The following is a 23,338-nucleotide window of genomic DNA, read 5'->3' as shown; positions in this document are numbered from 1 at the left end:
GCCAGCTCGGCCTGGTTGCGCTCGTCGTCGCGGCGCAGCTTGTAGAGCCGGGAGAAGATGTCGCTCCAGGCGCCCCAGCCGTCCGGCAGCCGGCTTCCCACGGGGTCGTCCAGCCAGCGGCCCAGCCGGTACAAATAGCTCAGTTGAAGAAAGAGAAACAGCGCCAGTGCGAGAGAGGCAAACGCGAGCCCCACGGCAGGCCCGAAAAACACCGCCGTCACGCTCGCCGCGATCGTCAGGAGCAACAGGCGAAGCGATGCCGGAATCCAAAAGAGCACAGCCGGGTTCATTGCCCTGATCTCTCTGAAAGCATATAACCCACGCCACGTACCGTGCGGATCAGGCCTTCAGCCGCCTTCAGCGCCTTGCGCAGCCGAAGTACGTGCACATCCACCGTTCGCTCTTCGATGGCGACATGATTGCCCCACACCTTGTCGAGCAGCTGGCCGCGACTGAAGGCGCGTTCCGGATGGGCCATCAGAAATTTGAGCAGGCGATATTCCGCCTGCCCCATCTCCAGCATTCGTCCAGCGAAACTGACGCTGCAATTGCGCGGATCGAGAGCCAGTTGGCCGACGGCAAGGGGTGACTCGCCGTGCTCCGGACTCTTGCGCCGCATGAGCGCACGGATGCGGGAAACCAGCTCGCGTGGCGAGAACGGCTTGGTGATGTAGTCATCCGCGCCTTGATCGAGTCCGGCGATCTTGTCCTCTTCCATGCTTTTCGCAGTAAGCATGATGACCGGCAGCTGACGCATCTGCGGGTCGGAGCGCAGACGGGATAGCAAACGCAGACCGGACTGGTCAGGCAGCATCCAGTCGAGCAGCACGACTTGCGGCGAATGGTCTCGCAGCACCTGCCAGCCTTCCGCCGAGTTCGCGGCGAGAATCGGTTCCCAACCGGCCCCCCTGACGGTGAAAGAAACCAATTCGGCGATCGCCGGCTCGTCCTCGACGATCAGCACGCTAGTCTTGTCGGACACCATGCTCAGATTGCGCTGCCCAACCGGGTATAGACATAGTCGCTATGCCGGATATCCTTGCCCTCGACGACGTAGATGACATATTCGGCGATGTTCTTGGCGTGGTCGCCGATGCGCTCCAGCGCCTTGGCTACCCACAGGGTATCGAGCGCCGTCGAAATGGTGCGGGGGTCTTCCATCATGAAGGTGATCATGGTGCGGATGATCGCCCCAAATTCGTTGTCGATGGTGGCGTCCCGCGCGATGATGCGCGCGGCCTGGCCTTCGTCCAGGCGGGCGAAGGCGTCGAGCGCGTCATGCAGCAGATCGGCGGTGTTTTCAGCCATCACTCGAACCGACTCGTAGTGATTCAGCCCGCCCACCGGCCCGCGTTCATGCAGACTCTTCGCGGTGCGCGCAATCTTCGTCGCTTCGTCGCCGATGCGCTCCAGGTCGGTGATCACCTTCAGCGTCGCCATCACCGTGCGCAGGTCGTTGGCTGCCGGCTGCCTGCGCACGATCAGGTGGCTGCAGGCGTCATCCAGCGTCACTTCCAGCCGGTTGACGTTTTCGTCCGCCTTGATCACCTGCTCGGCGCGTGGAATGTCGCCGCTGCGGAAGCACTGCACCGCGTCGGCGAACTGGCTTTCCACCAGCCCGCCCATGCTCAGCACCTTGGAGCGGATCGCTTCCAGGTCCAGGTCAAACTGTTTAGAGGAATGGTCTCCGGGCATTACGCTTTCCCTTTCGTCTGTTGGTTTCCAGCATTCAGCCGAAGCGGCCGGTGATGTAGTCCTGGGTTTCCTTCTTCGCCGGTTTCATGAAGATCTGGTCGGTTTCTCCGAATTCGACCAGTTCGCCGAGATACATGTAGGCGGTGTAGTCCGAGCAGCGCGCCGCCTGCTGCATGTTGTGAGTGACGATGGCGATCGTGTACTCCTCCTTCAGTTCGGCGATCAGTTCCTCGATCTTCGCCGTGGAAATCGGATCCAGCGCCGAGGTCGGCTCGTCCAGCAGCAGCACGTCCGGCTTGACCGCGACGCCGCGCGCGATGCACAGCCGCTGCTGCTGGCCGCCGGACAGGCTCAGGCCGCTCTTGTTCAGCTTGTCCTTCACTTCCGTCCACAGCGCCGCTTTCTTCAGCGCCCACTCCACCCGCTCATCCATTTCGCCGCGCGACAGGTTCTCGTACAGGCGCACGCCGAAGGCGATGTTGTCGTACACCGACATCGGGAACGGCGTCGGCTTCTGGAACACCATGCCAACCTTGGCGCGCAGCATGTTAACGTCGACGCCGGGAGCCAGGATGTTTCGCTCCTGGTACACGATCTCGCCCACCGCGCGCTGGGCGGGATACAGATCGTACATGCGGTTGAAAGTGCGCAGAAGGGTCGACTTGCCGCAGCCGGACGGGCCGATGAAGGCGGTGACCTTCTTCTCGTAAATGTCGAGGTTGATGTGCTTCAGGCTCTGGAAGGTGCCGTAGTAAAAGTTCAGGTTGCGCACCGCCAGCGTGGCGGTCAGTGGCGTCGTGCCGGCGGCAGGGCGGGTGGTTTCGATAACGGGTGTCATGTCGGTTCGATGCCTTTTCAGTTCGGCGCCTTCTGGCGGAACAGGGTGCGGGACAGGATGTTCAGGCCGAGCACGCTGAAGGTGATCAGCAGCGCGCCGCCCCATGCCAGCGAGCGCCAGTTGTCGTAGGGGCTCATGGCGAACTGGAAGATCACCACCGGCAGGTTCGCCAGCGGCTGGTTCATGTCGGCGCTGAAAAACTGGTTGTTCAGGGCGGTGAACAGCAGCGGCGCGGTTTCGCCCGAAATGCGCGCCACCGCCAGCAGCACGCCGGTGATGACGCCGGCCTTGACCGCCCGCAAGCGCACCAGCATGGCGACCTTCCAGCGCGGCGCGCCGAGCGAAAAGGCAGCTTCGCGCAGGCTGCTGGGCACCAGTTTCAACATGTTGTCGGTGGTGCGCACCACCACCGGAATCGCGATCAGCGAGATGGCGAAGGTGCCGGCCCAGCCGGAGAAGTGCTTCACATTGGCCACGTAGACCGCATACACGAACAGGCCGACCACGATGGAGGGCGCCGAGAGCATGATGTCGGTGACGAAGCGCGTCACTTGAGCCAGCGCGCTCTCCTCGCCGTACTCGGCCAGGTAAATGCCGGCCAGGATGCCGATCGGGGTGCTGATGAGCGTAGCGGCGCCGACGATCATCAAGCTGCCGACGATGGCATTCATCAGGCCGCCGCCGTCGCTTCCGGGCGCAGGCGTTGTCTCGGTGAACATCGCCAGGCTCAGGCCGCCGGCGCCTTTGATCAGGAGCGTGAACAGGATCCAGCCGAGAAAGAACAGGCCGAGGGCCATGGCGGCGACGGAGAAGCCGATGCCCAGGCGGTGGCGCAGCAGGCGCCGACGGTAGACAGAGTTGGTGGAGGCGTTCATGACTTGGCTCCTTCGCGGCGCGACAGGCCGGCAAGCATGAGCTTAGCGGCCGACAGCACGATGAAGGTGATGACGAACAGGATCAGGCCGAGGGCGAACAGCGAAGAAACGTGGAGTTTCGATTCCGCCTCGGCGAACTCGTTGGCCAGGGTGGAGGCGATGCTGTTGCCGGCGGCGAACAGCGACCAGGACAGCTTGTGCGCATTGCCGATGACGAAGGTTACCGCCATGGTTTCCCCCAGCGCCCGGCCCAGGCCGAGCATGACGCCGCCGACCACGCCGGTCTTGGTATAGGGCAGCACGATCTGGCGCACCACTTCCCACTTGGTGCAGCCGAGACCATAGGCGGACTCCTTAAGCACCGCCGGCACGATCTCGAACACGTCGCGCATGACGGAGGAGATGAAGGGAATGATCATCACCGCCAGGATCAGGCCGGCGGTGAGGATGCCGATGCCCATCATCGGGCCGCGGAACAGGGCGCCGATACCGGGCAATTGGCCGAGGGTGGCGGAGAGCGCCGGCTGCGCATAGTCGGCGAACAGCGGCGCGAACACGAACAAGCCCCACATGCCGTAGATGATGCTGGGCACGCCGGCCAGCAGCTCGACCGCGGTGCCGAGCGGGCGGCGCAGGGAAGCGGGGCAGATCTCGGTCAGAAACAATGCGATGCCGAAACTGATCGGAAACGCCAGCAGCAGGGCGATGAAGGAAGTGGAGAGAGTGCCGGCGATGGCGATCAGGGCGCCATACTGGTCGTTGACCGGGTCCCATTCGACGGTGGTGACGAAGGCCGGGCCGAACTCGGCGAAGGCCGGTATGGCGCCGATGATAAGCGATACGATGATGCCGGCCAACACCAGCAGCACGCTCAGGGCGAAGAATAGCGTGATCTTGTGGAACAGGAAGTCCTGCAGCCGCTGGCGGCGCATCACGCCGTGCAGCAAGGCATCGGCCGCAGCGCGCTCCGGCGTTGATCGTGCAAGCGAATGCTCTTGGCGGGTGGCGGTAGTCACGGTGCTTGGGAAGAGTGGATTCATGAATGTGCTTGTCGGAACCGGGAAGACTGCGTCAGGTGCTGGACGCAGCCCGATGCAGCCTTCACCGCTTCCTGGCGTGTGCTCGTCGGCGCTTACCAGACGGCCTTGCCGGCACTGTCCTTGAGCTGCGCCTTCCAGGCGTCCTGCACCAGCTTGACGACCGGCGCAGGCATGGCGACGTAGTCGAGATCAGCTGCCACGGCACCGCCGTTCTTGTAGGCCCAATCAAAGAACTTCAGCACTTCGCGGCCCTTGGCGCCATCGGCCTGGCTCCTGTGCATCAGGATGAAAGAGGCGCCGGTGATCGGCCAGCTGTTCTTGCCGGCCTGGTCGGTCAGCACTACGCCGAAGCCCGGGGTCTTGGACCAGTCGGCGCCAGCAGCCGCCGCCTTGAAGGTTTCGTCATCCGGCTGCACGAACTGGCCGTCGCGATTCTTCAGCTGGGCATGGCTCATCTTGTTTTTCTTGGCGTAGGCGTACTCGACGTAGCCAATGGCATTCTTGACCCGCTGCACGTTGGCAGCCACGCCTTCATTGCCCTTGCCGCCCACGCCCACCGGCCACTTCACCGCTGTGCCGGCGCCCACCTGGCTCTTGAAGTCGGGGCTGCTCTTGGACAGATAATCGGTGAACAGGAAAGAGGTACCGGAACCGTCGGCCCGGTGCACGACGGTGATTTCGGCCGACGGCAGCTTCACGCCGGGATTCAGTTTGGCGATTTCGGGCGCATCCCACTTGGTGATCTTGCCGAGATAGATGGCAGCCAGCACCTCGCCGGTAAGCTTTAACTGGCCCGGCGTCACGCCTTCCAGGTTCATCACCGGCACCACGCCGCCCATGATGGCCGGGAACTGCATCAGGCCATCCGCTTCCAGTTCCTCGTTCTTGAGCGGCATGTCGGAAGCGCCGAAGTCGACCGTTTTGGCCTTGATCTGCTTGATGCCGCCACCCGAACCAATGGACTGGTAATTCAGGCCGGTGCCGGTGGCTTTCTTGTATTCTTCGGCCCACTTGGCATAGATCGGGTACGGGAAGGTGGCGCCGGCGCCGGTGATGTCGGCGGCCATGGCAGGCGAAACCGCCAGTGCGGCGCCCGCTGCCAGTACAGCTGCCGAGAGGATTTTGAACAGTCGCATATCTACTCCATGGTGAGGGTCGGAAAGAAGACACGCGCACTGTAATAAACAATTGTGACAGCTTGATGACATGCGAACGGCTTGTCATAAATAGCCAAAGAGGAAATTTTGCTGCCCGTTTCCTCTCTGTTTGCAAATCCGAGATTGGTCCTTGATCAGCTCCGTTAGTTATCTGCCGGGAACATAACTGTTATCACTATTGTGAATCGCGGATCAATGTTTCTTGCGGTATAGTTTCTCCCGTCTCCTCCAATTTCTCTGAATTGGATTAGCCCGCTGCCGCAAGGTCTGCGGGCTTTTTTTTGCATGCAATTCCGAGCAGGTTGCATGCGTGCACTACCGATAGTCAGGACAGAAGGAAACCGCCATGAAACGCATCATGCTTCGCTCCAAACTCCACCGCGCCAGCGTCACCCAGTGCGATCTCCACTACGAAGGCTCGTGCGGCATTGACGAGAATCTACTTGAGGCAGCGGACATTCGCGAATTCGAGAAAATCGAACTGTACAATGTTAACAATGGCGAACGCTTCTCCACCTATGCCATCAAGGCGGAGCGCGGCAGCGGCGCGATCGCCCTCAATGGCGCCGCCGCGCGCAAGGCGCACTTGGGCGATCTGCTGATCATCTGCACCTTCGCGCCGCTGGATGAGGAAGAAGTCAACAGCTATACGCCGAAAGTGGTCTTCCTGGACGAAAAGAACCGCATCTCCGGCATCAAGAAGATCGACTGAACACACTCTGGTCCACGCTTATCGAGCAGTATGGCCTCGTCATGAAAGTCAATCTGTCCGCTGTTCTCGCGCTGCTGCATCAAGGCAGCTTCGGTACGCTGACGACGCATTCGACGCAGTTGCCGGGCTATCCCTTCGGTTCGCTCGCACCGTATGCGCTTGACGAGGCTCACCGTCCGCTGTTTCTCATCAGCGGTCTGGCTGAGCATACCCGCAATCTCCAGGCCGACGCCCGCTCCAGCCTGCTGGTAGCGGAGTCCGGCAGCAAAAACGTGCTTGCCGGTTCGCGGTTGACCCTGCTGGGCGATGCGGCACCCTGCGAGCCGGAGGAAGCGCTGGTGGAACGCTATCTGCGTTATCACCCGGAAGGGAGGCGCTATCTCGATCTCGGCGACTTCCGCTTCTACCGCCTCAGCCCGCGGCGTGCCCGCTTTGTCGCCGGCTTCGGGGAAATGGGATGGATAGAGGAAGCCGATTGGCAGGCCGTCAGCACGCTGCCGCTTGCCGATGAAAAGGCGCTGCACCATGAACTGGGCGCCCTGCTGCCCGCCGGCACGCGTCTGCTCGGGCTGGATGCCTATGGCATCGACCTGGAAAGAAACAGCGAGCGCGAGCGGCTTGGCTTTTCGTCCATGCCTACCAGCATCCAGCAACTGGAGTCCTCGGCGCGGCGCGTCCTGGCAGCGCTCTAATCCCGCCTTTCATTTCTTCTCAAGCCAGAGATTTCCGCCGCTACAATGCGGGACTCGGGCGGCCATCCGGCCGCGCCGAATCTCTTTGCAGAGTAGAGGTCCCTGGTGCGCCGTTTTGCCTTTTCCAAGATTTCCTCCCTGTTCTTCATTCTCCCTCTCACGGCGCTGGCCAATAACGATGCCTGCGATTCGCCCGGCGAACCTTCGGCGCTGGGACAATCCATCGCCAATGCGGCGCTGAAAGAATATCGGGAATTCAGCGGCCACCGCATCGATGCGGAGGGACGGCTGGTGAAGTTCGGATCGGTGGAATCGGAAGCAGAGCCCCTGATCGAATCGACACCCGGCATGACGCCGCCGGATCGCTTCGCCTGGCGCCGGGTATGGGAGTACTGGCGGACGCTGGAAAAGCACGCTTCCGACCAGAGCGGCGAACTCAAGATCAGCTATCTGCCTGGCCTGCTCGACGACCGGCGCAGCGCCGGGCGGCCGCGGGAAGCGGAACTGCGCCAGCTCCTCAGCGGGCTGGATGCGCTGGCAGCCGGCCCGATGGGCGCGGCGGCACGGGAAGCCGCCGTGCGGACGGCGCTCAACGATACGCCATGGTCGGCCGCCTTCATTTCCTATGTCATGCACCAATCGGGAATGCCCGATGCCGCCTTTCGCTACTCCGCCACCCATGCCGACTACATCAAGCGCGCGTTCGACGCTCCCGAGGGCTACGCTTATCGCGCCTGCGATCCCTATCGCACCCGCCCGCGCGGCGGCGACCTGTTGTGCTACGCCCGCGGATCGCAGCCGCTGCGCGGCTTCGACGCCTGGCGCAAAGCCGCCCGGGCGCCAGGCTTCATCACACCGGCGCATTGCGATTTGGTCATTCATGTCGACCAGGCGGCAAGAAAGGCCGATGTCGTCGGAGGCAACGTGCTGCAGTCGATTACACTCAGGCGGCTGAAATTAAATGACGCGCTCGCCCTGTCGCGCAGTCATGCCGCACCGGCGAAGGCGGAAAAGGAACCGGCGTGTACCGGCCTGAGCGCTTGTCCGCGCCAGAATTTCAACAGCCAGCATTGGGGCGTGCTGTTGCAGCTCGTCCGCTAGCGCAAATATTCGGCAATCTGGTCAGGCTCGTGCCTGCATGCTGCGCGCCCAACGAACGATGTCCGGCGCGCCCATGGCACCGGCCTGCCGGGCCACTTCCCTGCCGCCGGCAAACAAAGCCAATGTCGGAATGCTGCGGATGCCGTAGCGCGCCGCCAGGATCTGTTCTTCCTCGGTATTGACCTTCACCAGCCTTATGTGGGGCTCGAGCTCGGCTGCGGCGGATTCGAAAGCCGGCGCCACCGTCCTGCATGGGCCGCACCACGGCGCCCAGAAATCCACCAGCAAGGGCAGGTCGCTGCGGCTCAGGTGCTTGTCGAACTGCTCAGCATTCAGTTCGACGGGATGGCCGGGCATTAGGGATTGGTGGCAGCGTCCGCATTCCGGCGACTCGGTCAGCCGTTCCGGCGGTACGCGGTTGGTGGTATGGCAGTACGGGCAGACGACATGCATGGCTTTCTCCTTGCGTCGGAGGTGCTGTCAAATCGGCATTTTTCAAGAGCGGTTCATGGGCATGCAAGCGCATTGACACGCTTTTTCAAGCGCTTTGGCCGCGCAAAATGAACTTTGTCGATTTAATGCGGTCGTGCTTTGATTGTCCCTGCGGCGCGAATCGCAACCGATGCGTCCGCTCCGGGGAGGAAGCCGAAGTTCGAGCGCGCATCCATGCTTCATGCGCCGGCATGGCAAGCCCGGACTTCCTCGACCTTGTTCTTTACGTCAGACGCATCCATGATCCTCTGCCCAGTTCATCCTGCCAATCGCCCCCCGCCTGCGGCTGGCTACGTCTTTCCGCCCTGCCTCTATGCGCGACCGGTCATTCCCAATGACAAACCTCGTTGCCGCTAGAGGAAAGCGATTTCCTTCATCGGCAAAAATTTTTTGAAACGGGGCAACCAATTACAAGCAGGTGTGTCCTAAGGGTTCTGAATTGAAACATTGCAGGCGGGATAGAAAAATGACAAGCCCGCCTTGCCGCCAAACCCCATTAGACGGATTTCATAATGCCAAGCTTTTCCAAGATCTATGAATTCTCGAAGAACATTTATGTGCGCGCCGCATTCGCGCTGATGTTCCTCGTCCTGCTGGCGATCAGTGCAGTGAATTACAAGCCTGCAGTCCTCGGCAAGACCAACCCGGTGGTTCACTCCCAGGACATTTCCGAAATCACCGCGCTGGTGAACAACCGCGAACGCCTGGAGTACATGCTGCTGGCCAAGCCGCTGTCGGAATTCCCCCGCTATGTTTTCAAGTACAAGGATGATGCCAAGATCCACGTGGTGAAGGTGCCCAGCACTTCCCACATGAACCTGGAGCGTGAAGTGCTGCTGAAGAACAGCATTCCGTATTCCATCGCCAAGGACGAGTACCTCGTCCAGCACAAGGAAATCCTGCAGGATGAGGATGCCCAGCATGGCTTCTGGATGGAGACCGGTTCCTTCCTGCTGCGTAACGTGTTCGGCATCGCCCTGCTGCTTTTCATCGGCATCACTGCACGCAAGCATTTCCACGGCATGGGCGGCGGCGCTTCGCTGGTCAAGCCTGACAGCTTGAAGGGCAGCATGGATGACCTGATCGGCATGGAAGACATCAAGCAGGAAGTCGCTCACCTCGAAGAGATGATCGTCAACCGCAATCTTTACCGCTCGCACAATATCGACAAGCCGTTCAACGTCATGCTCACCGGCCCGGCCGGCACCGGCAAGACCAAGCTCGCCGGCTATCTGGCGAAGAAGCTGAACGTGCCCCTGATCCAGGCTTCCGGCTCGGGCCTCGAGTCCGGCTTCGTGGGCGGCGGCTCCAAAGCGCTCAACAGCATCTACAAGAAGGCCGTGGCTCAGGGCCGCTGCATCATCTTCCTGGACGAAGCCCAAAGCCTGTTCATGCCCCGCGGCCGCGGCGACAAGAAGTGGGACGACGATACCGCCAACACCCTGCTCAGCCTGCTCGACGGCGTCAAGAGCGACGAAGGCAACGGCGTGATCTGGGTGGTCGCCTCCAACTTCGACGATGCCAACAGCCAGATGGACGAAGCGATGCTGCGTCGCTTCGCCGTGAAGATTAACTTCCGCCTGCCGAACAAGTCCGAACGCCGCGAGCTGCTGCGCGTGTTTCTTTCGAAGAAGGACGAAGGCTGCGTGGACTGGAACAACATCAACCTGGACTATGTGGCCGACATCACCGCCAACATGAGCCCGGCATTGGTGGAAACGGTGGTTGACCGCGCCAGCATGATCGCCATCCACGAAAAGGCCGTGATCACCACCGACGTGCTGTTCCGCGCCTTCGAGCGTGCCGCCATCGGCTTGACCGACCGCGCCACCACCGCCGAAAAGAACAAGCAACGCGAGCGTGTCGCCCTGCATGAGCTCGGCCACTTCTTCATGCAGATCGATCCGCTGCTGAGGCAGGGCTTGCCGCTCGCCGAAGTGAAGGCGCGTTCCAGCCTGCTGAAGATCAGCACTGAATCGGTGTCCAAGGTTGGCGCCCTGGGTTACGTGCTGTCCTCAGGCGACGATGTTTCCCTGCAGACCCTGGAAGAACTCGAGCAGGACGTCATCCAGCTCTATGGCGGCTGCGCGGCGGAAGAACTGTTCTACGGCGCCCGCGGCATTTCGGTCGGCAGCCAGAACGACATCCAGAAAGTCACCGCCAAGCTTGATCTGATGGTGAACCGCCTGTCGATGTATTCACACTCGAAGATCGACTACAGCCAGCTCAAGCATGAAGGCGCGCATGAAGAAGCCGTCAAGCTGCTGGAAGCCAAGGCGGATGAGCTCTACACCCGCACGCTGGAAGCGATGACGGACTACAAGGATGTGATGTGGTCCCTGAAGACCACCCTTCTGGATCGCTACGTGCTTTCCAAAGATGAAGTCTTCGAGCTTCTGGATGAGCTGATGCAGGAACAGCGCCTCGCTGCCTGATTCAGCGACCACAATCGAGACATGAAGCCGTTGCCGAAAATATCGGCAACGGCTTTTTTGCTTTCGGGCATATGTGCCTGGATTACACCCGCCTATCCATTCAATTTTGCCGGCTGCATAGGTAATAAACTCCACAAATTGCAAAAATTACTGGAGTAATTATTTCCATCTTCGACCTTTGCATTCTCCTGTGTGCAATGGTTTATCCCTTTTTTCTCCGATACCGTTTCCTTCGCAAAGCAAAACATGATTTGCTGACATCGATTGGCGAAATGGCATGCCCGTTGCTATGTGACTGCAAAGACCAGCATACATACAACACTGAACAAGGATGCCCGCGCCGATGGATCCGCTTGGATCGCCTCGCATCACCGAGTTGTCGTTCGTCCCGTCCCTGCCGCAGGAGGATCAGGCGCGGGCGGATTTCTATGCGCTCTCCGCTCGCCTGCTGCTGGCGCCTCCCGACGCTGCCCTGCTTCAGGCGCTGGCAGGCGCCGATTCGCTCGATGCGCAGGCCGACAATCCGCTCGACTCTGCCTGGGAGCAGTTGATCGCGGCAGCCGCCGCCATGGACCCCGAGGCAGCCAAGGAAGAGTTCGACAGCCTCTTCATCAGCATCGGCAACCCGAAGATCAATCCCTACGGTTCCTTCTATATCGCCGGCTTCCTGAACGAGAAGCCGCTGGCCAAGCTGCGCGGCGAACTGGCGGATCTGGGCTTGGCACGCTCGGCCGATGCCGGCGAGATGGAAGACCATCTCGCCGCGCTGTGCGAAGCGATGCGGCTGATGATCGCCGGCGAGCAGGCCGGCATGCCGGGCGCGACGCGCCAGTCCCTCGCTCGGCAGAAAGCTTTCTTCGATGTTCACCTGAAACCCTGGTACCGGCGCTGCCTGGATGACATCCGCCTGGCGACGGAGGCCAACTTCTACCGCCGGGTGGCGGACTTCGTCCAGGCCTTTCTCGATATCGAAGCCGAGGCGTTCGAGATGGAAGAGAACGCCTGCATCAATTAGCCCGACGGAACCACTACCGCAAAGAGGCATGGCAATGAAACACGATGAACCAGATCTGACACGGCGCGATTTCCTGCGCAGCTCGCGCGGCGTGGGCCTGCTCGGCGCAGCCGCCGCCTTGTTCGGCGCGCCGTCGGCGCAGGCCGAGGCTCTGCCGGAAGCGTTGCCGGCGGATGAGGAAGAACCCAAGAGCGGCTATCACGAGACCGACCACATACGGAAGTACTACAACCTGGCCCGCTTCTAGGAGTCGCCCATGGCACTGACCCGCAAACCCGGCACCGGCACGCCCGCCGCCAAGGCGGGCGCCGGCATCCTCGGCACGCGCCACATCCGCAGCATGGCGTCGGCCATCGCCACCATGGACCGCCGCACCTTCCTGGTCCGGGCCGGACTCACCGCCGGTGCCGGCGTGCTGGCGCGACATCTGCCGCTGAACGTCATCAAGCCGGCCTCGGCGCAGCAGGTGAAGCCGCCGGCCGACGGCAAGGTGGAAATCAAGAACACCGTCTGCAGCCATTGCTCGGTCGGCTGCTCGGTGGTGGCGGTGGTGCAGAACGGCGTCTGGGTGCGCCAGGACACCGCCTTCGATTCGCCGATCAACATGGGCGCCCATTGCGCCAAGGGCGCCTCGGTGCGCGAGCATGGCCATGGCGAGCACCGGCTGCGCTATCCGATGAAGCTGGTGGACGGCAAATACCAGCGCATTTCGTGGGATCAGGCGATCAAGGAAGTCGGCGACAAGCTCCTGCAGATCCGGCAGCAGGCCGGCCAGGACGCCGTGTTCTGGATCGGTTCCTCCAAGCACAACAACGAGCAGTCCTATCTGCTGCGCAAATTCGTCTCCATGTGGGGCTCGAACAATTGCGACCACCAGGCCCGCATCTGCCACTCCACCACCGTCGCCGGCGTCGCCCAGACCTATGGCTACGGCGCGATGACCAACTCCTTCAACGACCTGCATCACAGCAAGGCGGTGATATTCATCGGCTCGAATCCGACCGAAGCGCACCCGATTTCCATGCTGCACTTCCTGCATGCGAAAGAGCTGGGCGCGAAGATGATCGTGGTCGATCCGCGCTTCACCCGAACCGCGCGCTTCGCCCATCACTACGTGCGCATCCGGCCGGGCACCGACATCGCCTTCGTCTGGGGCGTGCTGTGGCACATCTTCCAGAACGGCTGGGAAGACAAGGATTACATCGCCAAGCGCACCTATGGCATGGACGAGGTGCGCAAGGAAGTGGCGAAGTGGACACCCGACAAGGTATCCGACGTGACCGGCGTGCCGGAGGAAGCGGTGCGCAAGGCGGCCGAGATGCTGGCGTTGAACCGGCCCTCTTCGGTGGTGTGGTGCATGGGCATCACCCAGCACCATGTCGGCACCGCCAACGTGCGCGCGCTATCGATCCTGCAGCTGGCGCTGGGCAATATCGGCGTCGCCGGCGGCGGCGCCAACATCTACCGCGGCCACGACAATGTGCAGGGCGCGACCGACGTCGGCCCCAATCCCGATTCCCTTCCCGGCTACTACGGCATTGCCGAGGGCGCCTGGAAGCACTTCGCCACCGTCTGGGGCGTGGACTACAACTGGCTGGTGTCGCGCTTCGCTTCAAAGCAGCTGATGGAGAAGCCCGGCATGACGGTGTCGCGCTGGTTCGACGGCGTCACCGAACGCAACGACTATGTCGACCAGCCGAGCAACCTGCGGGCGGTGGTCTACTGGGGTCATGCGCCCAACTCGCAGACGCGCCTGCCGGACATGAAGGCGGCGATGCAGAAGCTGGACATGCTGGTGGTGATCGATCCCTATCCGACCATGACCGCCGCCATGCACGGGCGGAAGGATGGCGTCTACCTGCTGCCGGCGTCCACGCAGTTCGAGACCCAGGGTTCATGCACCGCTTCCAACCGCTCCATCCAGTGGCGCGAACGGGTGATCCAGCCGCTGTTCGAATGCAAGACCGACCACGAGATCATGTATCTCTTCGCGAAGAAATTCGGCTTTGCGGAAGAGATGTGCAAGAACATCAAGGTGGTCAACAACGAGCCGGTGATCGAGGACATCCTGCGCGAGATCAACCGATCCTGCTGGACCATCGGCTACACCGGCTGTTCGCCGGAGCGGCTGAAGCTGCACATGCAGTACAAGCACACCTTCAATCCGACCACGCTGCGCGCCGAGTCGGGTCCGTGCAAGGGCGATTATTACGGCCTGCCCTGGCCATGCTGGGGCACGCCGGAAATGAAGCACCCCGGCACCCCCATCCTGTACGACCTGTCGAAGCCGGTGGCAGAGGGCGGACTGCCGTTCCGCGCCAACTGGGGCGTCGAGCACAACGGCGTGCCGCTGCTGGCGGCGGACGGCTCGGCCACCAGGGACAGCGAGGTCGATGTCGGCTATCCCGAGTTCGATCATGTGTTCCTGAAGCGCCTGGGTTGGTGGAACGAACTCACCGCCGAGGAGCAGGCGCAGGCCGAGGGCAAGAACTGGAAGACCGACAATTCGGGCGGCATCATCCGGGTGGTGATCAAGCATGGCTGCGCACCCTACGGCAATGCCCGCGCCCGCTGCCACGTCTGGAACTTCCCCGATCCGGTGCCGGTGCACCGCGAGCCGCTGATGAGCCCGCGCCGCGACCTGGTATCGAAATTCCCCACATACGAGGACAAGGCCGCCTTCTGGCGCCTGCCGACCTTGTACAAGTCGGTGCAGGCGGTGGACTTCTCGAAGGACTTCCCGCTCATCATGACCTCCGGCCGCCTGGTGGAGTACGAGGGCGGCGGCGACGAGACCCGCTCCAATCCCTGGCTGGCGGAACTGCAGCAGGCCATGTTCGCGGAGGTGAATCCGCATGACGCCGCGCAGCTGAGGGTGAAGACCTCGGATTACATCTGGGTGGAAACGCCGAGCGGCGCGCGCCTGAAAGTGATGGCGATGGTGACCCAGCGCGTGCCGCAGGGCACCGTCTGGATGCCTTACCACTTCGGCGGCTGGTGGATGGGCGAGGACCTGCTGCACAAGTATCCGGAAGGCGCGGCGCCGATCGTGCGCGGCGAAGCGGCCAACACCGGATGGACCTATGCCTACGACGCCGTCACCATGATGCAGGAGACCAAGGTATCCCTGTGCCGCCTGGCGCGGGCCTGAGGAGAAGGACATGGCAACAGCCAGAATGAAATTCATTTGCGACACCGAGCGCTGCATCGATTGCATGGGCTGCGTCACCGCCTGCAAGAACGAGCATGAAACGCCCTGGGGCGTGAATCGGCGCCGGGTGGTCACCATCAACGACGGCGTGCCGGGCGAGCACTCGATCTCCGTGGCCTGCATGCACTGCACCAATGCGCCCTGCATGGCGGTATGTCCGGTGGACTGCTTCTACCACACCGAAAATGGCATCGTGCTGCACGACAAGGACCTGTGCATCGGCTGCGGCTACTGCTATTTCGCCTGCCCCTTCGGCGCGCCGCAATTCCCGGAAACCGGCGCCTTCAACCATCGCGGCAAGATGGACAAGTGCACCTTCTGCAACGGCGGTCCGGAGCCGGACAATACCGAAGCCGAGTTCCTGAAATACGGCCGCAACCGCATCAGCGAAGGCAAGCTGCCCTCCTGCGCCGAGCAGTGCGGCACCAAGGCGCTGCTGGGCGGCGAGGCCGACATCATTGCCGGCATCTACAAGGAAAGAGTCGATACCCGCGGCTACGGGCCGGAACTGTGGGGCTGGGACATTGCCTACAATCCCAAGGTCCGCGCCCAGGATCCGATCAGCGGCAACGGCTCGCGCACCAACCAGACGCCGAACGATATCCAGAACACGCCGAGGAAGCTGCCGACATGAAGTCACGAAGCTATCTGACGATGGGAGCCTTGTCCCTCCTGCTGTGCGGCTGCCTCGAAGTGGAACAGCATCCGGGCTGGCGCCATGGGGAGTACAACGGCAAGAAGGACAACATGGCGCAGCAGGCCAACTTCCAGGGCGACCGCCTGGCGTGGTGGGCCGCCATCAGCAACCGCAACCAGAAGCAGAATGAATTCCGGCGGGCCAAGCCCTGAGGAGACCAGCATGCGAAACCATCGAATCCCAGCCTTGCCGCGCCAGCGCCTGCAGTTTCTGCTGCTGTCCATGCTGCTCACCCTGGTCGCCCTGCTGCTGTGGCTGCCGGCGCGGGCCGCGGTGCCGAATGAAGACGCGGTGCCGGCCTACGCGGAAGAGCAGACCATCCTGCAGCAGGAAAAGGATGCGCCGCAGCCGGGCTGGGACAGCGCCGCCTCCGGCAAGCGGCATTTCGACCGGCACTACCTCATCCCGCCCGGCAACCATAGCTCGAATCAGGGCGAGCAGGAACTGATCCTCCAGCGCGGCGGCAATACCTGGCGCACGCTGCGCAACGGGCCGATCGCCAGCATCGCCGGCGTGCTGCTGCTGGTGGTGCCGCTGCTGATCTTCGGCTTCTACCAGGCGGTGGGCCCGGCAAGGCTGGACCGGCCGGAGTCGGGGCGCCGCATCCAGCGCTTTTCCAGCTGGGACCGCACGATCCACTGGGCCACCGCCATCAGTTTCCTCGTGCTGGCCATCAGCGGCCTGATCATCCTCTTTGGCAAGAAGGTGCTGATTCCGATCATGGGGCATGTGGCCTTCTCCTGGCTGGCGATCATCTCCAAGTATCTGCACAACTTCGTCGGGCCGCTGTTCGTGCTGTGCACGATCGCGATGTTCATCACCTACCTGCGCCGCAATTTCTTCAACCGCTACGACTGGCTCTGGGTGCGCAAGGGCGGCGGCCTGCTCACCCATGAACATGTGCCGGCCGGCTATTTCAACGCCGGCGAGAAGGTCTGGTTCTGGGGCGGCGTGGTGCTGCTCGGCCTGATCATGTCGATCAGCGGCCTGGTGCTGAACTTCGTCAACTTCGGCCAGACCCGCTACATCACGCAATGGGCCAATTATTTCCACCTCGCCGCCGGCGCGCTGTACATGGCCGCCGCGATGGGCCACATCTACATCGGCACCTGGGGCACGCCGGGCGCCTACGACGGCATGCGCCATGGCACGGTGGACGAGGAATGGGCGCGCGCCCACCATGCGCTGTGGTACGAGCACGTGACCGGCCAGCGCGCCGGCCCAGCCGATCCGCTGCCGCCGGGCACGCCGACGCACCCGCGCACCTCGCATTGAGACCCGCTCGAAAGGACCTGCCATGAAGACCAAGCTGAGCCTTGCCGCCACGCTTCTGCTGACGCTGCTGGCCGGCGCCGGCTGCGACGACAACAAGGCAGCCGTGGCCGACAATGGCGTTCGGCAAACCAAATTCCCCGGCCAGATCACCGCTGGCGGCTTCAGCAGCGGCGAGGTGATGGCCCGCTCCAGCAAGAGCGCCCAGGACGTGATGCCGTCCGGCACGCCCGGCATTCCGCAGGGGTCCGGCGGCAACACCAGCGGCGCGGCCCTCGGCGGCACCCACAGCAGCGGCACGGCCAACAGCCCGACCGGCAGTTCTTCCGCAACGGCCGGCACGCCGCCCGCGAGCGCCGCTCCCAACACCGGCGCCGGCACTGGTGCGCAGGCCGCGCAACCATCCGGCACGCCCGGCATTCCCCAGGGCTCCGGCGGCAACACTGGCGGCGCGGCAACCAGCAGCAGTGCCGCAGGCGCTACGGCGAATGGCAACACCGGCGGCACAGCGGATTCGCCGAAGGGGCCGCAGGGCGCATCGAGCGCCTCGGTACCAGCCAAATGAGGAGCAATGCATGATGATCGACGCACGGATTTTCATCGGCGCAGTGCTGGCTTCGCTGATCGGCGCGCAGGCGCAGGCCAAGCTGCCGCCGCCCACGCCGGAACAGCAGCAGTCGGCTGCGCAGAAGAAGGCGCAGGCCGACGCCGAGCAGGAAAAAGCCAAGCAGGAGCTCGACGCCTCCATGAACGCGGTGGCCAAGCGCTGGCGCGAAACCGCTTCCACCAATGGCTGGCAAACTTACCCCGCCAGTTCCGGCGCCGGCGCTCAGGCGGCGAGCGGCAACCAGGGCGGACAAGGCGCCGCCGCCCCAAACCCGCCCATCCGCAGCGAGAAGCAGGGCACGGCGCCGCCGAGCACCGACGTCAAGCCCGACGCCAAGCCGGCGGCAGCGAAGTAGCCATGCCGCTTTCCGTCCCGGTAGCGCGCGCCTGGAGCCGGCCATGCTGATGGGCCGCATGCCGATCGCGGTGATCATGCAGCGACGCCCGGTCAACCATCCCTGGGCCGACGCTTCCTGGTCGATCGTCGGCGTAGCGCTTCAGCATGGCGACCTGCCGGCAGTTCAGCCGCTGAGACAGGAGGAAGGCAAGGAAACGGTTCTCTTCTCGGGACTTCAACTCGAACTCTACCCGGATGAAAACGCCGGCTATTTCGAGAACTGGATAGCGCCCGAGCCCAAGGTATTCGTGCGCTGGCGCATGGAAGCGGAACGGCCGATGCCGGTCATCGCTTCCGTCAGCTATCTCGAGGGCACCCGCATGCTCGATTCCGGCGACCCGGCCGACGGCGTGCCGATGCCGCAGGAAGTGCACGCCTGGCTGGGCGCCTACCTGCAAGCTCACTACCGGCCGGAAGAAAAGCGCGGCCGGCGACACGGTTGACGCGGCCGACCGCGGTTCTGCCCCAGCCAATTTTTCACATTCCGGCACCGACCGATGCGTTTCTCTTATCGCATACACAACGGTCATCTTGCATCGTAGAATCTTCCAGCGCTTGTTCCCTGCTTCCCATCCTCGGCTGCCTTACGTAGTCTGGTTCAGGGGTTGTCGCCGCCAGTTAGGGCGTTCCAGCATGCCTGTCGACCCAGGCAGCGGGATCGCCCGAAGCAGATTCCGTACGATTCTCCAGCCCGACGACATCCAATGGAAAAACCCTGGTTCAAGCCTTCCCTTCTCCGCCATTCCGGGCCGCTGCGCCTCGAAAGACTCCGCTTCCTGCAAGCGCATCTTCATCTCGTCCTCGCCTGGCCGACGGTCGGCCTCATCCTCGGCATGCTGATGTGGGGCGTTATCCAGTCGCGCGTGGAGAAGGAGTGGGAAACGGCACGCGAGCAGGCCCGGCGCCAGACCTTGTCTGCAGCCCGCGCCTACGCTCGGCAGACAAGCCATGCCGTCGAGCGCATTGACCAGGCGTTGCTTATGCTGAAGCACGAGGCCGAATCGGCGCCCTCGATGCCGCAGTCGACTCGACTCGAACCCTGGCGGCATAAAGGCTTCATTCCCGAGAGCCCGATGCTGCGCTTCGTGCTTCTCAACCGCGATGGCGGGTTGATCGCAAGTTCGGCGCCTGGCGCCGACTCAGGGATGGCGGCCGCCGACGATCTCGTCATCCTGAAACAGGCGGCGCCAGATGCCCTGCATATCGCGATAGCGGGTAACGCCAGCCCCGGCGTCGAAACCGCGGTCCGATTCAGCCGCCGCCTCGAAAACGGCGCCGGCGAATTCAACGGCGTAGTCAGCATCACCGCCGAGCCGGCTTTCCTGACCGCGTTCTACGATGATGCCCTCGCGGGAAGCGACGATCTGCTTGCCGTACAAAAGGAGAACGGTCCGCTGCTGGCAAGCCGGCTCGGCGCTCGGCAAGGCCTCACCTCCACCTTTTTCCTGGAGCCGCCCGCCTTCGACGCCAGCACCGGCATCCGCCAGCAGCCCGGCACGGCCTTTCGCGACGGCCAGGCGCGCATCATTGCCTGGCAAAAGCTGGAGAAATATCCGCTGGTAGTGCTGTCGGCCCGGTCCGAGGAGGAGGCGTACACGTCGTATTACAAGGCGGCCCAGGCTTACCATGGCATGGGCATCGCGGGCAGCCTGCTGCTGCTCGCCTTTTCCCTGGTCGGCATGGCCTTCGCCATCCGCCTGGCATGGCGCGAGCAGCAGGACGAAGCGGTCAAGAACATCTTCCGCCTGGCGGTGGATGGCGCGCGGGAAGGGTTCTTCATGATCCGGCCGGTATATGGACGCAACGGGCACCCCTCGGATTATCAGATCGAGGATTGCAACGAGCGCGGCGCCAGCATGGTAGGCCACGCCAAGCGGGATCTGATCGGCAAGTATTTCTCGACGCTCTATTCGGGTGAATTTCTGCAAAAAATGAATGCCTTTTTCCAGCGCGGCCTGGAATCCGGCTTCCATGAAGAGGAAGTGCGCCTTTCGCCGGAAAGCCGCATGAGCGCCACCTGGATGCACCGGCGGGTGGTGCGCTCCGGCGCCGGGCTGGCGATGACCGTGCGCGACGTGTCGGACATCAAGGCGCATGAACAGGCGCTGTCCAACATGGCCAATGCCGACACCCTGACGGCACTCCCGAATCGCCACTGGCTGATGAATTTCCTGCCGCTGGCGCTGGAACAGGCGCGCAGCGCCGATGCCGGCGTGGCCCTTCTCTTCATCGACCTCGACGACTTCAAGAACATCAACGACACCCTCGGCCATCTCGCCGGCGATGAATTGCTCAAGGGCGCGGCGCAGCGGCTGAAATCGCTGGTGCGGGCCAGCGACCATGTGGTGCGGCTGGGCGGCGATGAGTTCACCATCGTGCTGCAGCAGGTCGGGCGCATCGAGGACGTGACACGGCTGGCGCGCCTCATCGTCCAGGCGATGAATGAGCCGTTCACGCTGGCCCGCAGCAGCGGCCATCGCGTGCATGCATCGATCGGCATCAGCATGTTCCCCCAGGATGGCGCCGACGGCGACACCCTGCTCAAGCATGCCGACATGGCCATGTACGCCGCCAAGGCGGCGGGCAAGGGACAATTCCACTTCTACCAGTCCCACCTCTCGGACCGGCTGATCCTGCGGGTGAACAAGGAACAAGCGCTGCGCCAGGCGATCGAACGCGACGAATTCGTGCTGCACTACCAGCCCCGGGTGGACACCCTGAGCGGCAAGCTGAGCAGCATGGAAGCCCTGGTGCGATGGATGCACCCGGAACATGGCCTGTTGCCGCCGCTGGAATTCATCCAGGTGGCGGAGGACACCGGCCTGATCACGAAACTGGGGGAAATGGTCATCGAAAAGGCATGTGCCCAGATCGGGCAATGGCAGGCGCAGGGCTTGCCGGTGGTCCCGGTCTCCATCAATGTCTCGGCGTTGCAGCTGAATAACGGCAGTGTCGAGCGCATGCTGGCGGATTGCATGGCGCGGCATGGCATCGACGCCTCGCTGATCGGCATCGAGCTCACCGAGTCCTCGATGTTTTCCGACGCCGGGATGGTGTCAGGCGAACTCGATGCGGTGCGCTCGCTCGGCGTCAAGCTGCTGGTGGATGACTTCGGTACCGGCTACAGCTCGCTGTCGCAGTTGCAGCAGCTGGATGTCGACGTACTCAAGGTCGACCGCGCCTTCACGCACCGGCTGTGCGAAGGCAGCGAGGGCAAGGCGCTGTTCAAGGCCATCGTTTCCATGGCGGACGCACTGGACCTGCGCATCGTTGCGGAGGGCGTGGAAACCGCGGAGCAACTGGATGCATTGCAATCGCTGGGCTGCGATGAAGTGCAAGGTTACCTCGTTTCCCATGCCGTACCGGCAGCCGACATGCCCGGCCTGATGCAGAAACGCTTTCTGTTCCCGCCCTCTTTCGATCTCAGCGAGGCGGCGGCCTGATGAAAAATCACGCTCAGGGTTCGCCCGCGCGCCGTGCCCGCCCCAAGATGCTTTCCTGCGGGACCCTGGTCATCAGCACAACCGGAAAGCTGCTGCTGTGCCATGCGACCGGCACCGGCTACTGGGACATTCCCAAGGGCTTGCGCGACCCCGGGGAATCCAGCCTGGAGGCCGCGATGCGTGAATTGCGCGAGGAGACCGGCCTGGTGTTCGATTCGGAAATGTTCGAGGAAATCGGTTGCTTCGACTATCGCCCTGACAAGCAGCTGCACCTGTTTCGGGTGCATGCGCCAGCCGAGCTGGACAGCCTCGGCCACCTGATTTGCACCAGCCACTTTACCCATCACGTGACCGGTGTCTCAACGCCCGAAATGGATGGCTTCTGCTGGGCGTCTCGGCAGGAAATCTCCCGGCTCTGCTGGCCGCGCATGGCGCAGCGGCTGCTGGCGCTCGACTGGTAAGCCAGCCATTTCGGCAAGCCGCCGGTGCCGCGCTTTCTGGCGCCGGCCGCCGGCGATTCTCGTCAGGCTGCCAGTGCCAGCGGCTCAACCGCTTCCTCGACCGCCTCGTACTGCTCCGCTGCGCCGTTCATTGCCAGCGTCTGCTCCATTTCCGCGACACGAATGATGGAACGCAGGGCCTCGCGCTTGACGTGCTTCTCACGCGCACCGGCTTCCGCACCCAAAGTGGCATCGATGTAGTCTTCGATCAGGGTGGCAAGGATTTGCGTGGACTGGGAGCGGTTCATGGTTGCCTCGGTAAGTGAGTGATTGGATGAACGAAGTATGCCCGCATGCCGCCTTTCAACTCTTGCGAGCCATCAAGCTTTGTTCAGAATCGTCCTACACGGATTAGGAAAGCGGATGCCGCCTAGCGTGGCGGATTCCTAGGGAAATGCGCGGCGGATTCCTAGGGGCTTCAAATACACGCCGCCAGAATATGGCCCAAGGGGCCAGGTGCATTCACGCGAACGTCGATCTCCTGAGCGCCCGCCCATGGATTGAAGCAAAAGCCGAGCGGCAGGCCTACGAATGGCAAGCCTCGACCAAGGTACGAATACGCGCTTCACCGCCCTGCGGCCAGCGGATATTCAGCTCCACCGGCAAGGGCAATGCGCCAGGCGGCGGATCGATGGCGCTGAAGCGCAGCGCCTTTTCGTCGAACGTCAACCAGGAGGGCAAGGCCGCGCCATCCACACGCCGGGCGGTCACGCTATCGGGTCGCCCGCAGCCGGACAGCGTCGCATCCGGCAGGGAAGCGCCGGCAAGCTTCCCCATGCATCCCCCTGGATCCGCTTCGAGCGTTGCGGCGCTGAAGCAGATCTGCGTGAGGTGGCTTTCATGGCCGACGACGTTTCCGCCCCCCGAGGCCAGCGTCATCATCGGCGCAACCGCCTCAAGCGGCGAACCCGCCGTTTTGATCCAGGACGCGGGCGAAGTCGGTGTATCGGTAATGAGGCGCGGAAAGCGGGGCAGCGGCGGCGGACTGATGATGCCCGTTGCCGGGGTGCCTGGGGGCTGAGGCTCGACCGGCGTGGGTGTCGGCAGCGGTGTGGGCGAAGGCACGGGTGCCGGTATTGCCCCAATGGTCAGGTTTCCCGCCACGAAGCTGATGGCATAGTTGGACGAGCTTTGACCGGACGGCACGATCGCATAGCTGC

The 23,338-nt window shown here is 63.0% G+C and carries 24 protein-coding genes and 1 pseudogene; 15 read left to right on the top strand and 10 right to left on the bottom strand.

What is annotated here, in order from left to right:
• From CHB88_RS23695 to pstS, 7 genes are all read right to left on the bottom strand, one after another.
• A partial coding sequence (locus CHB88_RS23695; RefSeq protein ID WP_143131465.1) for a DUF3329 domain-containing protein occupies nucleotides 1-290 on the bottom strand: 290 nt, incomplete at its 3' end.
• Nucleotides 287-985, bottom strand: coding sequence for a response regulator (locus CHB88_RS23690; protein ID WP_089401832.1), 699 nt, complete (start codon nucleotides 983-985; stop codon nucleotides 287-289). The genes CHB88_RS23695 and CHB88_RS23690, both read right to left, overlap by 4 nt.
• 2 nt (nucleotides 986-987) lie before the next feature.
• Nucleotides 988-1,695: a phosphate signaling complex protein PhoU gene (phoU, locus tag CHB88_RS23685; RefSeq protein WP_089401831.1), complete on the bottom strand. Its 708-nt coding sequence runs from the start codon at nucleotides 1,693-1,695 to the stop codon at nucleotides 988-990.
• Nucleotides 1,696-1,729: 34 nt separating this feature from the next.
• Nucleotides 1,730-2,533 (bottom strand): phosphate ABC transporter ATP-binding protein PstB, encoded by an 804-nt coding sequence (gene pstB / locus CHB88_RS23680; protein WP_089401830.1) that lies wholly within the window; start codon nucleotides 2,531-2,533, stop codon nucleotides 1,730-1,732.
• 17 nt (nucleotides 2,534-2,550) lie between these two features.
• The gene (gene pstA, locus CHB88_RS23675; protein ID WP_089401829.1) at nucleotides 2,551-3,408 is read right to left on the bottom strand and encodes a phosphate ABC transporter permease PstA; all 858 of its coding nucleotides are present in this window, start codon (nucleotides 3,406-3,408) and stop codon (nucleotides 2,551-2,553) included.
• The gene (gene pstC / locus CHB88_RS23670; RefSeq protein ID WP_089401834.1) at nucleotides 3,405-4,340 is read right to left on the bottom strand and encodes a phosphate ABC transporter permease subunit PstC; all 936 of its coding nucleotides are present in this window, start codon (nucleotides 4,338-4,340) and stop codon (nucleotides 3,405-3,407) included. The genes pstA and pstC overlap by 4 nt, the downstream gene beginning before the upstream one ends.
• Nucleotides 4,341-4,540: 200 nt before the next feature.
• Nucleotides 4,541-5,584 (bottom strand): phosphate ABC transporter substrate-binding protein PstS, encoded by a 1,044-nt coding sequence (gene pstS / locus CHB88_RS23665; RefSeq protein WP_089401828.1) that lies wholly within the window; start codon nucleotides 5,582-5,584, stop codon nucleotides 4,541-4,543.
• 367 nt (nucleotides 5,585-5,951) lie between these two features.
• Here pstS and panD point away from each other — a divergent pair, with 367 nt between their 5' ends.
• The 3 genes from panD to CHB88_RS23650 all read left to right on the top strand — a co-directional run bounded on the left by panD (nucleotide 5,952) and on the right by CHB88_RS23650 (nucleotide 8,110).
• Nucleotides 5,952-6,317, top strand: a complete 366-nt coding sequence (gene panD / locus CHB88_RS23660) for an aspartate 1-decarboxylase (protein ID WP_089401827.1) — start codon at nucleotides 5,952-5,954, stop codon at nucleotides 6,315-6,317.
• A 41-nt stretch (nucleotides 6,318-6,358) separates the two neighbouring features.
• Nucleotides 6,359-7,009 carry a HugZ family pyridoxamine 5'-phosphate oxidase gene (locus CHB88_RS23655; protein ID WP_089401826.1) on the top strand — a complete coding sequence of 217 codons (651 nt, stop codon included), beginning with the start codon at nucleotides 6,359-6,361 and terminating at the stop codon, nucleotides 7,007-7,009.
• A 105-nt stretch (nucleotides 7,010-7,114) separates the two neighbouring features.
• Nucleotides 7,115-8,110 (top strand): DUF2272 domain-containing protein, encoded by a 996-nt coding sequence (locus tag CHB88_RS23650; protein WP_089401825.1) that lies wholly within the window; start codon nucleotides 7,115-7,117, stop codon nucleotides 8,108-8,110.
• A gap of 21 nt (nucleotides 8,111-8,131) precedes the next feature.
• On the opposite strand, the gene trxC is transcribed toward CHB88_RS23650, so the two are convergent.
• Nucleotides 8,132-8,563, bottom strand: coding sequence for a thioredoxin TrxC (trxC, locus tag CHB88_RS23645; RefSeq protein WP_089401824.1), 432 nt, complete (start codon nucleotides 8,561-8,563; stop codon nucleotides 8,132-8,134).
• A gap of 551 nt (nucleotides 8,564-9,114) precedes the next feature.
• Here trxC and CHB88_RS23640 point away from each other — a divergent pair.
• The 12 genes from CHB88_RS23640 to CHB88_RS23585 all read left to right on the top strand — a co-directional run bounded on the left by CHB88_RS23640 (nucleotide 9,115) and on the right by CHB88_RS23585 (nucleotide 22,139).
• Nucleotides 9,115-11,037, top strand: coding sequence for an AAA family ATPase (locus CHB88_RS23640; RefSeq protein WP_089401823.1), 1,923 nt, complete (start codon nucleotides 9,115-9,117; stop codon nucleotides 11,035-11,037).
• A 343-nt stretch (nucleotides 11,038-11,380) separates the two neighbouring features.
• The gene (locus tag CHB88_RS23635) at nucleotides 11,381-12,052 is read left to right on the top strand and encodes a TorD/DmsD family molecular chaperone (RefSeq protein WP_089401833.1); all 672 of its coding nucleotides are present in this window, start codon (nucleotides 11,381-11,383) and stop codon (nucleotides 12,050-12,052) included.
• A 28-nt stretch (nucleotides 12,053-12,080) separates the two neighbouring features.
• The gene (locus CHB88_RS23630) at nucleotides 12,081-12,299 is read left to right on the top strand and encodes a twin-arginine translocation signal domain-containing protein (protein ID WP_089401822.1); all 219 of its coding nucleotides are present in this window, start codon (nucleotides 12,081-12,083) and stop codon (nucleotides 12,297-12,299) included.
• Between the two features lie 9 nt (nucleotides 12,300-12,308).
• Entirely contained in the window at nucleotides 12,309-15,203 is a 2,895-nt protein-coding gene (locus CHB88_RS23625; protein WP_089401821.1) for a formate dehydrogenase subunit alpha, read from the top strand.
• 10 nt (nucleotides 15,204-15,213) lie between these two features.
• A complete protein-coding gene (fdh3B, locus tag CHB88_RS23620; protein WP_245845223.1) occupies nucleotides 15,214-15,897 on the top strand; it encodes a formate dehydrogenase FDH3 subunit beta in 684 nt (227 codons plus the stop codon).
• Nucleotides 15,894-16,112, top strand: coding sequence for a hypothetical protein (locus CHB88_RS23615; protein WP_089401819.1), 219 nt, complete (start codon nucleotides 15,894-15,896; stop codon nucleotides 16,110-16,112). Before fdh3B ends, CHB88_RS23615 begins: the two co-directional genes overlap by 4 nt.
• Before the next feature lie 10 nt (nucleotides 16,113-16,122).
• Nucleotides 16,123-17,235 (top strand): formate dehydrogenase subunit gamma, encoded by a 1,113-nt coding sequence (locus tag CHB88_RS23610; protein ID WP_089401818.1) that lies wholly within the window; start codon nucleotides 16,123-16,125, stop codon nucleotides 17,233-17,235.
• Between the two features lie 22 nt (nucleotides 17,236-17,257).
• A complete protein-coding gene (locus CHB88_RS23605) occupies nucleotides 17,258-17,797 on the top strand; it encodes a hypothetical protein (RefSeq protein WP_089401817.1) in 540 nt (179 codons plus the stop codon).
• Between the two features lie 10 nt (nucleotides 17,798-17,807).
• On the top strand, nucleotides 17,808-18,194 hold the full coding sequence (locus tag CHB88_RS23600; protein ID WP_089401816.1) for a hypothetical protein: 387 nt from the start codon (nucleotides 17,808-17,810) through the stop codon (nucleotides 18,192-18,194).
• A gap of 43 nt (nucleotides 18,195-18,237) precedes the next feature.
• Nucleotides 18,238-18,678 (top strand): DUF3305 domain-containing protein, encoded by a 441-nt coding sequence (locus CHB88_RS23595; protein ID WP_089401815.1) that lies wholly within the window; start codon nucleotides 18,238-18,240, stop codon nucleotides 18,676-18,678.
• A 261-nt stretch (nucleotides 18,679-18,939) separates the two neighbouring features.
• Complete coding sequence (locus tag CHB88_RS23590) at nucleotides 18,940-21,678, top strand: bifunctional diguanylate cyclase/phosphodiesterase (protein ID WP_089401814.1); 2,739 nt, start codon at nucleotides 18,940-18,942, stop codon at nucleotides 21,676-21,678.
• Nucleotides 21,678-22,139: an NUDIX domain-containing protein gene (locus CHB88_RS23585; protein ID WP_089401813.1), complete on the top strand. Its 462-nt coding sequence runs from the start codon at nucleotides 21,678-21,680 to the stop codon at nucleotides 22,137-22,139. Before CHB88_RS23590 ends, CHB88_RS23585 begins: the two co-directional genes overlap by 1 nt.
• Nucleotides 22,140-22,201: 62 nt before the next feature.
• Here CHB88_RS23585 and CHB88_RS23580 read toward each other — a convergent pair whose 3' ends face one another.
• On the bottom strand, nucleotides 22,202-22,426 hold the full coding sequence (locus CHB88_RS23580) for a hypothetical protein (RefSeq protein ID WP_089401812.1): 225 nt from the start codon (nucleotides 22,424-22,426) through the stop codon (nucleotides 22,202-22,204).
• 277 nt (nucleotides 22,427-22,703) lie between these two features.
• Nucleotides 22,704-23,338 (bottom strand): annotated as a pseudogene (locus tag CHB88_RS25350) (hypothetical protein); the annotation flags it as partial.

It is taken from the genome of Noviherbaspirillum humi, assembly GCF_900188095.1.
Taxonomy (GTDB): Bacteria; Pseudomonadota; Gammaproteobacteria; order Burkholderiales; family Burkholderiaceae_D; genus Noviherbaspirillum; species Noviherbaspirillum humi.
This window is presented reverse-complemented; position numbering and strand designations above follow the sequence as displayed.